The organism is Streptomyces krungchingensis (assembly GCF_054729265.1).
In genome coordinates, this window is sequence record NZ_JBPUKY010000002.1 from 1,074,894 (window position 1) to 1,089,111 (window position 14,218).

Sequence of the window (14,218 nt, forward strand, 5' to 3'; positions counted from 1 at the left end):
GGGTCCGGCCGGGTGGTGGGCCGGGCCGGCCGGTCGGCGGGAGTGTTCCGGCCGCCTGGCGGATGTTGTGGCGGGGGGCTTTCGCTGATCCTGGAGCGCATGAGTCACGGCGTTGCGCCGGGCCAGGAGGAGGTTGGTCTTATGACGATCCGCCTGACGTTGGTGAGTGCGCCCGGCGGTGACGCCGCCGTGGACCGGCTCTTCGGTGACGCTCCGCTCGGTGAGCGCGGTGTGCGTGGGGCCGGTGCCGGGGGAGCAGTGCTTCCTCGGCACGGGATGGCTGTGCGGGCGCCTTCGGTGCGCTGTGCGCAGACCGCGGATGCCTTCGGTGTGGTGGCGGCGGTCGAGCCTGCGCTGCGCGATCTCGACCTGGGCACGTGGTGCGGTCGCACCGTCGATGACGTCGCCGCAGCCGACCCCGACGGGTTCAGTGCCTGGCTCACCGACCCGGATGCCGCGCCGCACGGAGGTGAGTCGGTGCGCCGGCTGTGCCGCCGGACAGCGCACTGGCTGAACCACGAGGCGCCCGAGACCGGCCATGTGGTGGCGGTCACGGAAGCGGCCGTGGTCCGGGCCGCGCTCGTTCATGCTCTGGCCCTGCCGGCACGAGCCTTCTGGCATCTGGCTGTACCGCCGCTGTCCCCGGTCTCTCTGACCTGGCGAGGCGGCCAGTGGGACGTCCGGCTCGGCCACGTCACCGGCCAGGAGGGCCGGCGACGGTTCCTCACGCCCTCAGCGACGCCGGCACGCGGCGATGGTGATCGGTGTGCGGAGGCCCGCCCGGGCGGCGGGAAACGGTCAAATTCGTTCCGAGGGACGGTCTTCGCCGGCTGCGGGTAGGCCCTCCGCGTACTGGGCTGACCGCCGAAGTTCGGGAGCAGGGGCGTCCCTCGATTCGAGGGGCGCTCCTGCTTCGTCCACAGCCACTCACCACACCGCCTGCACCGACGCGCGATACAGGTCGCTGAACAGGTCACCCGACCTGCTGATCTCGTATCAACGAGGCACGGTGGCTGTCACTGGATCGGCGCGCTCCTTGTCACCAGTAGCGTCTTCTGCCACCGGTGGTGACCCGGCCGGATCGAGATCACCTGCGCTTTGCGTTGCCAGGGGCATGGTGAGGGGCTGATGGGAGTCCGGAAGAGGCGCCCGTTTGGGTTGGTCACACCTGGGAGGTGTCCGGTTCCAGGGAAACGGCGACAAGCCGGTCGCTGAGGGAGCCGGCGGCGCCGTCGGCTGTCGTCTGGGCGCGGTACGCACGGATCGCCGGGTCGGCGAGGGTGAGCGTCAGCACCGGGCAGTCCGCGGAGTCGTTGGTGTCCTCAGGCGAGCACTTGATGATGTCGAGCAGGCTGCGGCCAGGACACACAGCTCCGGCAGGGAGATCCACGTCCAGGAGCAACTCCTTGCCCGGATCCACGCGGAATCGGCCGGACGCCGGGCTTTTGACAGGCTTGCCCATGTAGCTGCTGTCCACGACAGTCGCGCTGAGTCCGCGGGCGGAGGCGCGGCCGCCCTCACCGTGCGGGCCGTAGAGATCGAGCGTGACCCGGCCTTTGGCCAGCGGTGCGTCGAGGAACAGGGGACTGTGGCTTGTTCGGATGGCCGCGTGCACGGTGAAGCGGGGTCCGCCCGGCGACTTCGGCCCCGGATCGTAGGCGTCCCAACTCGTGAGCACCAGCTGCGGATCCTTACTCCGCTCGCCCGTGCCCCGCGGTACCGGCCGCGGCCGATCGTCCACCCCGCACTTCGAGAGCTGGGCCGTGCCGCCGCCCGGGAGCGGACGATCCTGCAAAGGCTCGACAGCCGCCTGCCACTCCGCACGGACGTGCGGCTCGGACGTTGCAGCGGAATACGTCAGCACCAACAGGCCCACGACAGGCACGGCGAGGATCGACCAGGAACGCAGGGAAACGCGGAACACTCAGCCACGTCCCTGCGCTCGGCAGACCGTCCCGGTCGCGCCGCCGCCAGGCCGACCGCGGTCGTCGGCCAGCAGCAGCGAACAACGATCCTCAGGAACCGGACACCTGGGATCCAGACCTCGCTCGCCAGCCCGGGGGATCACTTCCATGACGCTCATGATTCTTTCTGCGCGCCGGACGGCAATAGCGTCACTCCTCCGTTACGTCGAGCCCGTCCTGGGAACAGAAGAGCCCGCCGCATGCCCAACTCATCCAGGTCTGCCCGGCGTTGGTCGCTCAGCTTCCTGGCGCGTCTGTGGGCGTTGTCCAGGAACGATCCGAGCTCGACCGGCTCGCCCGCGACCGGTTCGACGAGCTTGCGGGGCTCGATCAGATGGCTTTCGCGGGCGTGGAACTGGCGGGCGGCCGCGAGGATGACGGCCCACCGCTCATCCTGCGAGCGCCGCGCCGGCACCACCGACTCGCCCTCGACCGGGGGCTCGACTCCGATCATCTCCAGTAGGAACTGCTGCGCCGCAACCAGCCGATCCCAGCCCGCGCCGCGCGGTGATCCGCGCTCCCAGGTCCTTGCCCTGCACGATCACCTCGCCGGTCTGCATGGGCAGGATGCCGCCGGCCTTCACGTGCGCGAGGGCGAGGCCGGTAGGCACGCTGCCAACCGATCTCCCACGCCGGGCTCCAACGGCCCTGAACTCTTCGCGGTGCGAACCCGGACCAAAGTCGGGCCGCGAGGGCCGGCAGGTCCTGGGTTCCAAGCGCGTATCCAGAAGTTCTGCGCCCATCGGGGCTGCGCGGCGGTCCCCACGCGTCGGCGGTCGTGGCGCTGCGCGACGTCGTCCAGATCCCAACGCGCCCGCGGAGTGCGCGTGTACGCTCACCCTCGCCGTGCCAGCCTGGACCTGAACTGCTGCCCCCACGCCGGCGCCAACTCCGACCACGCCCGAGGAGCCATGCGTCGCACCACCCCCCTTGTCGTAGCCGTCACCCTCGCCGCCGCCCTCACCGCGGCCGGCTGCTCGTCGGACTCTGACGGCAGCGAGCGCCGAAGCGTCTCCTCCGCGAAGCCGGCCGCCGACTCTGCCGCTGCCAAGGAGTTCCGCTCTGTCGTTGAGGCTGCTCGCAGTACAAGCGTGACGATCAGCGAATCGTTTGTCCTCCAGGACGACGGAAAGCGAACGGTTCTCGTCATTGACGGCCCCTTCGACCTCGCCCATGGCCGGGGGAGACTTTTCGTCCAGGCAGGAGGCGAACAACTCGACCAGATATTCGTAGGCGACAAGGCCTACCTCAGCACCCGCACAGACCAATGGCTCGTGACCGACCGCTCGACAGCCGAGTCCCACCATCTCCTGCGCGCCCCGCTCAACGACCCCCAGCATCTGCTCGCCCAGATCGCAGCCACCACCGAGGTCACGAAGTCCAGCAAGGACCCCGTCTTCGGGGGCGCCGCCACCCGCTACCGCGGCGTGCTCGGATACCAGGCTCTGATCTCGCGCACAGCCGAGAAGACCCGTGGCGAGATCGGCGGATACCGGCAGGACCGCGAGGGCGCCCTGGTAGCGGTCGATGCCTACGTGAAGCAAGGGCGACTCGCTCTGGTCCGCCTTGACTTCCAGATGGACGACCATTTCGCCCACGTCAGCCTTCAACTGTCCGACTTCGGGGAACCCGTGGAAGTCACCACACCCCCGTCTGCGACCTCGATCGCTCCTCCGGCCAAGGGAGCCCTGGCCTTCATGGCAGGCTGACGTGAGACATCGCGGCGTCCCCCGCCCGCTGACGGCCGCGGGAGCACTGCCCCCAGCCGCGCTCAACGCCGGGACCGGGGGCGCACCTGCGAGGGCGGCAGACGGGGCCGGCTCGCCGCTCTCGACCTCCCGCGGTTCCGTGGCTCGTGTACGTTCGCGCTCCAGGCGGTCAACGCGGCCTTCGGCTGCTCTGACGGCGTGCTGGGTGTCTCGCCTGGTGGTGAGTTCGGTCAGATCGTGCTTGTCGATGGCGTTGCGTGCCGTGACGCGGGCCTCGGCGGCGAGCTCCTGGAGTGGGCTGGGCCACGGCGGGCGGGGTACCCGCCCCCGGCGATCTCCAGGTGACCTCAACCGACCCCACCACGGTGCAACTCACCTGGTCGGGCTCCCCAAAGGCGGCCGGATACCGCGTCTGGGTCCGCGACATCAATGACGGATGCCAGTCCTCCGCCGACGAGTTCATCGTCGACACCACGCACCGTGGCATCGCGTAGCTCTTCCCCGGCACCTGGAACTACGAGTTCTGCGTCACCGCCGTCAACGGAGCCCTGGAGTCAGCGAAGTCCGAGTGCGTCGTCGCACCTCACCCCGCGGGCGGCTGGTTGCGCCGAAACCGTCGGCGGCGATGTCGCTCGCGCCGTCGACGCCTGCTGCACGTGCCCTCACGCGGCTGGGGCCGCGCGGGGGCGATCTGGCGATAGCGTGATGCTCATGACGGCTGACGACGAGGCGCTGGTCGGCGGGATGATGAACGCGGGGGCGGTCTTCCGCCGGGGTGCGTTGGTTGAGCGTCCGGCGCCGCGCAACGCACGCGCCCTGCATGCCTATCTCCTCGCGCTGAAGGAGCACGGCTTCGACGCGGCGCCGGTCCCTGTCGGTCTTACCGCGGATGGCCGTGAGCAGCTGACCTTCATTCCCGGAGATGTGGCTCTGCCGCCGTTTCCGGACTGGGCGATGACGAAGACTGCCCTCGAATCGGTGGGGAGCCTGCTGCGACGTCTGCACGAGAGCGGCACGGCTGTCGCGGTCGACACCGATGCCGAGTGGCCCCGAGACCTGGCGGATCCGGAGGGGGGAGTGATGCTGTGTCACAACGACGTGTGCCCGGACAACGTCGTCTTCCGCGACGGCCGTGCCGCTGCCCTGATCGATTTCGATCTGGCGGCTCCGGGCCGCCCCCTGTGGGACATCGCAATGACGGCCCGTTATTGGGTGCCCATGCTCGATCCCGGATCCGCGGCTGCCTTCTACCCTTCGGGGCTGGATGCGGCCGCACGGCTGCGGATCCTTGCCGACAGCTATGGCCTCTCGGCGGGGGACCGCGTCGAGTTGCCCGGCGTCATCGAGCAGGCCACGGAGGTCTGCCGGGCCTTCGTCACCCACCGCGTGGCCGACGGCGACCCCGTCTATCTCCAGGCGCTGGCCGAGCGTGGTGGATGGGACCGCTGGGACCGTATGCAGGCCTGGCTGGTGGACCACCGCAAGACGTTCACGGCTGCCCTGCTGCACTGACCGGACCGGATGTTCGAGGACAAGCTCTTGGGGTGCTTTTGGTGCCGCGTTCGTCCTGGGTGGTCTGGAACCGGCAGGAGCCGGTGCCGGTCTGGATCAGCGTGCAACGGAAGGTGATCCGGTCGGCGATGGCCGCGCGGGGCCGCGGCTCCTTGAAGATCGAGTCCCACTCGTTGAACGGGGAGTTCACAGCGACCGCCGTCGCCTTGCGTTCCTCCCGTTCGGTGACGATCTGGAACAGCGGTTTGGCCCCCTTCTTGTCCAGGTCGCCATATCCGATGCGGTGCCGGCCTGCGTGCCGCCTGCGGCGCGTTCACCGTGCGGCCCGTCGTTGCGCTGCTCAGGACATTTGTCGTGCTTCTTGTGTGACACCTGTACTGCAGTACGTGTGCCTCGTGACACTGCACCAGGCCGGTCGACGTCCGTAGGCTTGCGGCATGTTCACATCTCGCAAACCAGGGCCAGACGATGCCTGGGAAGGCATTGTTGAGGACAAGTCGCGGGGCATGCTCGACGGCGCGAACATGTACCACTTCGTCAAGGTGAGGTGTGCGGACGGCCAGTCCATGAAGGTGCGCGTCGACCGTGGGCTGTGGAAGTCGATCGTGGTCGGCGATCGCATCGTAAAAGAGCCGGGTAGCGGCCCAGTCAAGGCGTAACCCTCTATCGGCGTAAAGGTCAACGTGCACAAGGGTGTACGGGGACACGGGCACAGCTCTCAGGATGGCGTCCAGCAGGAGGCCGTCGTCGTGGCGAGGTGTTGACCGGACTACCTCCGTGACTGCTGGCGGTACCGACCGGGGGCCAAGCCGTACTCTCGTTTGAACGCTTTGGCGAAGGCGAATTCGGAGGCGTATCCCGTGCGCTGCGCGATGGTCTGTACCGGCTTGTCGCTGTCGCGCAGCAGTCGCGCCGCCAGGGTCATCCGCCACCAGGTCAGATAGCCCAGGGGCGGTGTGCCGACCAGCGAGGTGAACCGGCGGGAGAAGGCCGCGCGCGACAGTCCGGCTTTCGCGCCCAGCGCTTCGACCGTCCACTGCCCGGCGGGTTCCTGGTGGATATGGCGCAGCGCTGCGGTGATCGCCGGATCGCGCAGCGTTGCGGCCCATCCGGTGGCCGGGCCGTCGTCGGTCTGCTCGTCGAGCCAGGCCCGCAGGATGTACAGCAGCATGATGTCCAGCAAGGCCGACACGACCGCTTCGCTTCCGTGGCCGCGGTTGGCGATCTCGTCGCCGAGCAGGTTGACGGCAGCACGCAGCGGCGTGCGGTGGCCGAGACGTGCCGGAAGGTGGATGACCTCGGGCAGTTCCTCGAACAGGGGATGTGGCCGGGTCTGGTCGAGCGTGTATGCGCCGCACAGCAGGACCGTCGTGGCTCCCTCGCCGGCGTCGGTGCTCGGCGCCAACTCCCGCAGGGAGGCCGAGGGCGCGCCCGTCAGGGGCGTGGACGGGCTGTCGGCCAGCGCGTGCCCGCAGCCGTGCGGAAGGCACACCACATCGCCCACGCCCAGGGCGATCGCGGCGCCCACGGGCGGGATCAGCCAGCATGTCCCTTCCAGCACCACATGAAAGCCGGCCCCGGAGAACGGCTCGGCCCGCACTCCCCACGGAGCGTGCTTGCGGATTTCAGTGGAATGCGGGCGCCCTGTACGCATGACGCCGATCGCATCGCTGAGCACGTCCATCGCCAGATCGTATCGCGAGGCCGCTGCACACAAGACGATCGGACATGAAACGGAGACGGTGAGCCATGGGGGAGCGACTCCTGACCTCCATACGCTGAGTGCGCCAAACAGATTGACCGATCGGTCTACCAGAAGGGCAGGACATGAGCCTGTACACCGCCGCCGCGACCGCGACCGGCCGCGACGGCCGCGCCTTCAGTTCGGACGGCAAGTTGGACGTCGAGCTGGCCCTCCAGAAGGAGTTGGGCGGCACCGGCGACGGCACCAACCCCGAGCAGCTCTTCGCGGCGGGCTATGCGGCATGCTTCGCCACCTCCATGCAGTTGGTGGCGCAGAAGAAGAAGATCGACGTCTCGGGCATGTCCGTCACCGCCGAGATCGGCCTCGTCCCCAACGGGCAGGGCGGCTTCCAGCTCGAAGTCAGCCTGCGTACGAAGCTACCTGACAGCCTGCCCCGGGAGGTCGGTCGCGAGCTCATCGAGGCCACCCACCAGGTTTGCCCGTACTCCAACGCCACGCGCGGCAACATCCCGGTCGAGCTGCTCGCCGAGTAACCGCCGCCCGCTGAACGCCACCTGGACCGCAACCGCAAGAGTCCGCGATCCAGGTGGCGTTGTCCTACCCGGTTGCCCCACGGCACGGGGCAACGCCTGTCGGTTTTGAGACCAGCTCATTTCGCACCGAGACCCCTGTACACGCTCGGGCGTACCTGACTGTGCACGTTTGCCTGTACGCCGACACCTCCAGGGCGTTGGACGGAGAACACCGCGCAGCGATCCCCGCCGGCCCCCTACAGGCATACCAGCGCATGCCGAGCTCATTCAGTTCTGCCCGGCGCTGGTCGCTCAGCTTCTCGTGCTTGCCGAGCCCGCCCCCTACCGCGAAGGGCACCTGGCGCCACGGCAGCAAGGGCACGATGACCGCGTACTTCGCCGTGCTCCAGGTGCGGCCGTCGAGTGACTCGGTGGGGTGAAGACGCTGGACCACCGGAAGCCTTCCCGAAGTCTGGCGCAATGCCGCACATGGACCCGATACACACGTTGTCGATCTCCCGGCCGCCGAAGACGCGACGGCACGCGCCTTCCTGCTTCGTCCGCCGTGCTGCTGTGCCTCCTTGGGCACCGTGTGTGTCACATCTCCGGCTCCGCCCAGAGGTCGGGCGCGAGGATGCCGACGGAGCGGCCGTGGGGGTCCAGGAGGCGTCCGAGCAGCTTGTCCTGGCGCAGGGTGATGACGCGGTCGACGATGTCGAGGCTCGGGTGAGCGGAGGCCAGCTGGGTTTCCAGGCGCAGTACGTCGCTCACGGAGTGCAGGCTGGCCTGGAGGATGAGGTTGTGGGGGCCGCTGACGGCGGCGCAGTTGCGGGTCTCGGGCAGGCGGATGAGGGCGTGGCCGATCTCGGGGAGGTCGGCGGGTGGGACCTTGGCCCAGAGGGTGACCGAGACGGGCCAGCCGCCGAGCGGGCGGGCGAAATCGCAGCGGAACCGCAGCAGGCCGCGTCGAGTGAGGTGTTCGGTGCGGCGTTTGGCGGTGTTGAGGCTGACACCGAGGTCACTTGCCAGGCTCTGGTAAGGAGCGCGGCCGTCGAGGGCGAGCCGGGTGATGAGGGCCCGGTCGAAGGGGGTGATCTCGCCGGGGGCGGCAGGGGGCTGGGCCGCGGGTGGGCCGGTCAGCTGAGCCCGCTGGCCGGGGGCCAGGGCGGCGATACGCCACCGGCCTCCCTCGGTGAACATGTGGGTGACGATCCGCGCCTCCACAGCGGTGATGCCGGGAAGGCGCGGGAGCAGGTCCAGGGTGTAGCGGGACAGGGCCGGCAGGTCACGGGTGGCGACGATGGCGAGGATGTCGTGACCGGCGGCTGCACGCTCGATCGTGAGCATGTGGGGGTGGGCGCTCAGCGCCTGGGCGACCTCGGCGGTGGCTCCCGGAGCGCAGTCGATCACGACGAAGGCAACGCAGATCTGCTCGAACAAGCGTGGCCCGGGCGAGAAGCCCACCCAGGCGGCGCCCTGCTCGGACAGGCGGCCGAAGCGGCGGGACGCGGTAACCGGGTCGACCTCCAGGGCGCGCCCGAGTTCGGTCCATGAGGCCCGCGGCTGCAACTGCAGGGCATTGATCAGCGCCAGGTCGTCCTCGGTCAGCAGCGCGGGTGCATCATCCTGCATGCTCCTGCCCTGCCAGGCAGATTCCTGCGTTTGGCGGCTTTCACGCGTCACTCTCCCATTGTGGACTTCAAGGGCCCGCACCTGGCGAGCGTGAAGGAGGGCCGGACCATGGCGTACGGCGATTATCAGGACGAGATCTACATGGACGGGTTGCGCGGGGTGGTGCCGCGCTTCCCGATGACCTACGACGAGCTGGAACCGCTGGCTCAGGCCGCGATGCCTGCCTCGGTGCGCTCCTACGTCATGGCCGGAGCCGGTGACGAGCGCACCCAGCGGGCCAATGTCAGCGCGTTCGAACGTTGGGGCCTCGTCCCGCGGATGATGGTGGGGGCCACGAGCCGGGATCTGTCCATCAACCTGTTCGGGATGCGTCTGCCCTCGCCGCTGTTCATGTCCCCGGTCGGCGTGATCGGGCTGTGCGCCCAGGACGGCCACGGCGATCTCGCCACCGCCCGAGCCGCCGCCCTCACCGGCGTGCCGATGGTCGCCTCCACCCTGACCGTCGATCCGCTGGAGCAGGTCGCCGCCGAGTTCGGCGACACTCCGGGCTTCTTCCAGCTCTACACGCCCACCGACCGCGAGCTGGCAGAGAGTCTGGTCCACCGTGCCGAGAAGGCCGGGTTCAGGGGCATCGTGGTCACCCTGGACACCTGGATCACCGGATGGCGCCCCCGCGACCTCGCCGTCAGCAACTTCCCCCAGCTGCGCGGGCACTGCCTGACCAACTACACCAGCGATCCCGTCTTCCGGGCCCGTCTCGCCCGCAGCCCGGAGGACGACCCGGCGGCTGCGGTCGCCGAGTGGGCGCGGATCTTCGGCAACCCGCTGACCTGGGACGACCTGTCCTGGCTGCGCTCGATCACCGACCTGCCGCTGATCCTGAAGGGAATCTGCCACCCCGACGACGTCCGCCGTGCCAAGGACGGCGGCGTGGACGGCATCTACTGCTCCAACCACGGCGGCCGCCAGGCCAACGGCGGCCTCCCTGCGCTCGATGCCCTGCCCGGCGTGGTCCAGGCCGCCGACGGTACGCCCGTCCTGTTCGACTCCGGTGTCCGCACGGGAGCCGACATCATCAAGGCCATGGCCCTGGGCGCCACCGCCGTCGGCGTCGGCCGCCCCTACGCCTACGGACTCGCCTACGGTGGCGAGGCCGGGGTCGTACACGTCCTGCGGTCCCTGCTCGCCGAAGCAGACCTGATCATGGCCGTCGACGGCTACCCAACCCTCGCCGACCTCACCCCGGACGCCCTCCGCCGTCTCACCTGACAGCCGCCGTCCAGCCGGGGGGACGCAGCGGCGGTCCTCGCTCACGGAATGACCCGGCCATGGTCCACCCGCCTCGGCAACCGGGCCAGCCCTCGGATAGGCGCATCACCGAACGGACCAAATGTCACGACACGTGCCTATTCGTCCAGCAGGATCGGACTGGCGCACCGCATCCCCACGACACCGAAGACGGCACTCGACCCTTCACGGAGAAGCGCGCACCCCTCCGGCAGACCCGTTGAACCGGAAGCCCAGCCCCAGCAAGAAAGTCGATGGCAACCATGACTGAGCAGTCCACCGTCCGCAGCGTGACCTACGACCTGCTGCGGACCCTGCAGATGACCACAGTCTTCGGCAATCCCGGCTCCACCGAGCAGCCCTTCCTCCAGGAATTCCCCGAGGACTTCACCTACGTCCTGGCGCTGCAGGAAGCGTCCGTCATCGCGATGGCCGACACCTTCGCCCAGGTGACCGGTCGGCCCGCACTGGTCAACCTGCATTCCTCGGCCGGGATGGGCAACGCGGTGGGCAACTTGGTGGCCGCCTACCACGGCAACACACCCCTGATCATCACCTCAGGCCAGCAGCACCGGGAACTGGTGATCGGCGACCCGTACCTCGGCAACCGGGAGGCCACGACACTGCCGAAGCCGTGGGTGAAGTGGTCGTACGAGCCGGCCCGCGCCGAAGACGTCCCGGAAGCTTTCATGCGGGCCTATGCGGAGGCGCTGCAGCCGCCGACAGGACCTGTCTACCTGTCGATTCCCATGGACGATTGGAAGCGGCCCCTGTCCGGCTTCACCCAGGTGCGGACGGTCAGCGACCGCGTCGCCCCCGACACCACGCGACTGCGCACGTTCGCCGACCGTATCTCGGCCAGCCGTCGTCCGGCGCTGGTCTTCGGGCCGGAGGTGGACCGCGCCGGCGGCTGGAGCGCCGCCGTGGCCCTGGCGGAGAAGCTACAAGCGGCCGTCTACGGCGCTCCGCTTCTGGACCGCGCCTCCTTCCCCGAGGACCACCCCCTCTTCGTCGGCCCGCTCGGCATGTCGGTCAAGACCATCAGCGACCGTCTGGCCGGACACGACCTGGTGCTCGTGATCGGCGCCGAGGTGTTCCGCTACTACCCCTACGTGCCCGGCGACTACCTCCCCGTCGGCACCGAACTCCTCCAGATCACAGGCAACCCGGCGGTCGCCGCGGCGGCACGCGTGGGTGACAGTCTCCTGGGCGACCCCGCGACAGCGATCGAGCTGCTCCTGGACATGGTCACAGAGGGGTCGGCGCGCACGGCTCCGGAACCGATGCCGCGCCCGCGTGAGCTGCCGCAGGCGCCGAACACCCCGCTCACCCCGCCAGAGGTGTACGCCGCCCTGAGCCGGGTCCGGCCGTCCGACGCGGTCATCGTCAACGAGTCGACCTCCACGATGGCGCAGCAGATCGAGTGGCTCCCCACCACTCGCAGCGGATCGTTCTTCGCCACGGCCAGCGGAGGCATCGGCTGGGGCACCCCTGCCGCCGTGGGCGTCGCCCTCGGCGACCGGGACAGGGGCGTCGAACGGCCAGTGATCGGCCTGATCGGCGACGGCTCCTTCCAGTACTCCGTGCAGGCCATCTACACAGCAGCCCAGCACGACCTCCCGATCGTGTACGTCGTCATGCGCAACCAGGAGTACTCCATCCTCAAGTCGTTCGCCGTGCTGGAGGAGACCCCAGGCGTGCCGGGGCTCGAGCTGCCCGGACTCGACATCGCCTCCGTCGCCCGCGGCTTCGGATGCCGCGCGGTCGACGTGGAGACCACCGAAGACCTGGAGCGGGAGTTCAAGTCGGCCCTGACCGCCGACACCACCACCGTCATCGTCGTCGCCACACGGCCCCAGAAGGCGATGTTGTAGGCCGCGCGGATCGCACGGTCGAAGAAGGAACAGCGGAGAGAGGACAACAACCATGGACTTCGGACTGAAGGACCGGGTCTACATAGTCACCGGCGGCACCCGCGGGCTGGGCATGGCCGCCGCGCGCGAACTGGTGGCGGACGGCGCGCGAGTGGTCGTCAGCGGCCGCGACGAGAAGTCGGTCGCCACCGCACAGGCGGAGCTCGGCGGCCCGGGGCAGGCAGTCGGCGTCGTCGCCGACAACGCCGACACCGACACCCCGGATCGGCTGATCGCCGCGGCACACGATGCCTTCAAGCGGCTCGACGGAGTTCTCATCAGCGTCGGCGGACCCCCGGCAGGCACCTCGGACACCATCGACGACGACCAGTGGCGCACCGCCTTCGAGTCGGTCTTCCTCGGCGCGGTGCGACTGTCCCGCGCCGTCGCGGCGGAGCTGGGTGAGGGAGGCGTCATCGGCTTCGTCCTCTCCAGCTCCGTGTACGAGCCGATCCCTGGCCTCGCCATCTCCAACGCCCTGCGGCCGGGCCTGGCCGGGTACGCAAAGAACCTCGCGAACGAGCTGGGCCCCAGAGGCATCCGTGTCGTCGGCCTCGTGCCCGCCCACATCGAAACCGACCGGGTACGCGAACTCGACGCGCGGCACGGTGACGCCGACGCCGCCCGCGAGCGCGCCACGGCCGGGGTTCCCCTGCGCCGTTACGGAACCCCGGACGAGTTCGGCCGCAGCGCCGCCTTCCTGCTGTCGCCGGCCGCGTCGTACCTCACGGGGGTGATGCTGTCGATCGACGGCGGCGTACGCAGAGGTTTTTGACGGAAGCCACGGCGAACTCTCCGACCGTCGGTGTGAACACCGAGGGGCGTCTGGAGCCACATTCCGCAGCGTTGCAGATCCCAGGAGTTCCTTCCGATCCGGGCACGATCGACAATTTGCGCGCTGACCCGATCGAAACGGATCTTCTGCGGGGTACGTCAACGATCACTATTTGCTCAGGGCCCGGACGTCTGTCAGCCGCGACACCCACCCAGTTGAGGAGTCATCATGCCCGTCTATACCTGTACCGCGGCCCAGGGTTCATTGACCAGTGAGGTGAAGGCCCAGCTGGCAGCCGAGATCACGCGGATTCACGTGGACATCAACCACGTGCCACCGGCCTACGTCAACGTGGTCTTCTCCGAGCTGCCGACGGACAGTGTCTTCGCGGGAGGGCAGCCGGCGACGCCGCTGATCCTCACTGGATGGGTGCGGCGAGGCCATCCGCAGAAGGAAGCGACGCGACTGGCCTTGGAGCTGTCCTCAGCGATCGCCCGGATCTCCGGCGTGGACGCGAGCCAGACCATGGTGGTGCTGCAGGACGGCCCTGCCCGGTCCGCTGTGGAGGGTGGGCGCGTGCTGCCCGAACCAGGTGAGGAAGAGGAGTGGTTGCGCCGGACCGGGAGCTGAAAAGCGTGTGCGTCTTGTGCTTGTCCATATCTGAGGCCATCCACCAGTCCGCCGGACAGCGACTCACTCTCGAAGGGGCAGCAGTTGCCGACCTGCGGGCCGCCGTCCTTGCCAGGCCTATGCCGGACCGAGGAGAGGGCGGCAGCGCGCTTGGGTAGTTGGAAAGGCCAAGGTTGTTGATGACGTTCTCGCCGGACATGGTCACACACCGCCGGTGCGGTCTAGGCGCAATGCCGTTGCGTTTGCCGTGGGCGTAGTCTGCTTGGCGGTGGGTCCCGGGGGTGGTTCGGGTGGCTGCGAGTGTGTCTGACTTATCGGGTCTGGGCTTGTTGACCTGGGTGTATCCACCAGGGTTGGTGGATCGGGTGGTGGCCGCTTGCGGGTGTGCTGAACAGCGCAAACGGCTGCTTCCCGCCCGGCTGGTGGTGTACTTCGTGCTGGGGCTGGCGCTGTTCTCTCCGGCTCCGTGTCTGGAAGTGATGCGTCACCTGGTGGAGGGTCTGCGAGGCCAGGGGCTGCTGGGCGACTGGCACGTGCCGGCGAAGTCTTCGCTGTTCCGGGCCCGGCAGCGGCTGGGCT

Annotated in this window: 15 protein-coding genes and 1 pseudogene; 11 read left to right on the plus strand and 5 right to left on the minus strand. The window is 69.0% G+C overall.

The features are described 5' to 3' along the window. Positions 1-141: 141 nt before the first annotated feature. Complete coding sequence (locus ACSYGO_RS45525; RefSeq protein ID WP_460390358.1) at positions 142-840, plus strand: histidine phosphatase family protein; 699 nt, start codon at positions 142-144, stop codon at positions 838-840. A 322-nt stretch (positions 841-1,162) separates the two neighbouring features. On the opposite strand, the gene ACSYGO_RS45530 is transcribed toward ACSYGO_RS45525, so the two are convergent. Both ACSYGO_RS45530 and ACSYGO_RS45535 read right to left on the minus strand, forming a co-directional pair. Continuing rightward, positions 1,163-1,876 carry a hypothetical protein gene (locus ACSYGO_RS45530; RefSeq protein ID WP_460390359.1) on the minus strand — a complete coding sequence of 238 codons (714 nt, stop codon included), beginning with the start codon at positions 1,874-1,876 and terminating at the stop codon, positions 1,163-1,165. Positions 1,877-2,079: 203 nt separating this feature from the next. After that, a complete protein-coding gene (locus tag ACSYGO_RS45535) occupies positions 2,080-2,418 on the minus strand; it encodes a helicase associated domain-containing protein (RefSeq protein ID WP_432175630.1) in 339 nt (112 codons plus the stop codon). A gap of 457 nt (positions 2,419-2,875) precedes the next feature. On the opposite strand from ACSYGO_RS45535, the gene ACSYGO_RS45540 reads away from it, so the two are divergent. The 3 genes from ACSYGO_RS45540 to ACSYGO_RS45550 all read left to right on the plus strand — a co-directional run bounded on the left by ACSYGO_RS45540 (position 2,876) and on the right by ACSYGO_RS45550 (position 5,185). Then, the gene (locus ACSYGO_RS45540) at positions 2,876-3,673 is read left to right on the plus strand and encodes a LolA-like protein (protein WP_460390361.1); all 798 of its coding nucleotides are present in this window, start codon (positions 2,876-2,878) and stop codon (positions 3,671-3,673) included. A 341-nt stretch (positions 3,674-4,014) separates the two neighbouring features. Beyond that, the gene (locus ACSYGO_RS45545; protein ID WP_460390362.1) at positions 4,015-4,167 is read left to right on the plus strand and encodes a hypothetical protein; all 153 of its coding nucleotides are present in this window, start codon (positions 4,015-4,017) and stop codon (positions 4,165-4,167) included. A 217-nt stretch (positions 4,168-4,384) separates the two neighbouring features. Beyond that, positions 4,385-5,185 carry a phosphotransferase gene (locus ACSYGO_RS45550; protein WP_460390363.1) on the plus strand — a complete coding sequence of 267 codons (801 nt, stop codon included), beginning with the start codon at positions 4,385-4,387 and terminating at the stop codon, positions 5,183-5,185. Here ACSYGO_RS45550 and ACSYGO_RS45555 read toward each other — a convergent pair. Then, positions 5,163-5,465, minus strand: coding sequence for an ATP-binding protein (locus ACSYGO_RS45555; protein WP_460390440.1), 303 nt, complete (start codon positions 5,463-5,465; stop codon positions 5,163-5,165). The two genes, ACSYGO_RS45550 and ACSYGO_RS45555, sit on opposite strands and share 23 nt — an antisense overlap. A gap of 157 nt (positions 5,466-5,622) precedes the next feature. Between ACSYGO_RS45555 and ACSYGO_RS45560 the strand changes: the two genes are divergently transcribed. Beyond that, the gene (locus tag ACSYGO_RS45560; RefSeq protein WP_460390364.1) at positions 5,623-5,844 is read left to right on the plus strand and encodes a DUF7489 domain-containing protein; all 222 of its coding nucleotides are present in this window, start codon (positions 5,623-5,625) and stop codon (positions 5,842-5,844) included. A gap of 110 nt (positions 5,845-5,954) precedes the next feature. Here the strand turns inward: ACSYGO_RS45560 and ACSYGO_RS45565 are convergent, their stop codons facing one another. Beyond that, on the minus strand, positions 5,955-6,869 hold the full coding sequence (locus ACSYGO_RS45565; protein ID WP_460390365.1) for an AraC family transcriptional regulator: 915 nt from the start codon (positions 6,867-6,869) through the stop codon (positions 5,955-5,957). 143 nt (positions 6,870-7,012) lie between these two features. Here ACSYGO_RS45565 and ACSYGO_RS45570 point away from each other — a divergent pair, with 143 nt between their 5' ends. Continuing rightward, positions 7,013-7,423 (plus strand): organic hydroperoxide resistance protein, encoded by a 411-nt coding sequence (locus ACSYGO_RS45570; RefSeq protein ID WP_359504325.1) that lies wholly within the window; start codon positions 7,013-7,015, stop codon positions 7,421-7,423. Positions 7,424-7,999: 576 nt separating this feature from the next. On the opposite strand, the gene ACSYGO_RS45575 is transcribed toward ACSYGO_RS45570, so the two are convergent. Continuing rightward, positions 8,000-9,034 (minus strand): Lrp/AsnC family transcriptional regulator, encoded by a 1,035-nt coding sequence (locus ACSYGO_RS45575; RefSeq protein ID WP_460390366.1) that lies wholly within the window; start codon positions 9,032-9,034, stop codon positions 8,000-8,002. Between the two features lie 108 nt (positions 9,035-9,142). On the opposite strand from ACSYGO_RS45575, the gene ACSYGO_RS45580 reads away from it, so the two are divergent. The 5 genes and pseudogenes from ACSYGO_RS45580 to ACSYGO_RS45600 all read left to right on the plus strand — a co-directional run. Then, positions 9,143-10,303 carry an alpha-hydroxy-acid oxidizing protein gene (locus tag ACSYGO_RS45580; RefSeq protein ID WP_426678901.1) on the plus strand — a complete coding sequence of 387 codons (1,161 nt, stop codon included), beginning with the start codon at positions 9,143-9,145 and terminating at the stop codon, positions 10,301-10,303. A gap of 272 nt (positions 10,304-10,575) precedes the next feature. Next, positions 10,576-12,195, plus strand: coding sequence for a benzoylformate decarboxylase (mdlC, locus tag ACSYGO_RS45585; protein WP_460390367.1), 1,620 nt, complete (start codon positions 10,576-10,578; stop codon positions 12,193-12,195). A gap of 52 nt (positions 12,196-12,247) precedes the next feature. Next, positions 12,248-13,009, plus strand: coding sequence for an SDR family oxidoreductase (locus tag ACSYGO_RS45590; protein ID WP_460390368.1), 762 nt, complete (start codon positions 12,248-12,250; stop codon positions 13,007-13,009). Positions 13,010-13,237: 228 nt separating this feature from the next. Continuing rightward, positions 13,238-13,639 (plus strand): tautomerase family protein, encoded by a 402-nt coding sequence (locus ACSYGO_RS45595; protein WP_460390369.1) that lies wholly within the window; start codon positions 13,238-13,240, stop codon positions 13,637-13,639. A 368-nt stretch (positions 13,640-14,007) separates the two neighbouring features. Then, positions 14,008-14,184 (plus strand): annotated as a pseudogene (locus ACSYGO_RS45600) (transposase domain-containing protein); the annotation flags it as partial. Positions 14,185-14,218: the final 34 nt, after the last annotated feature.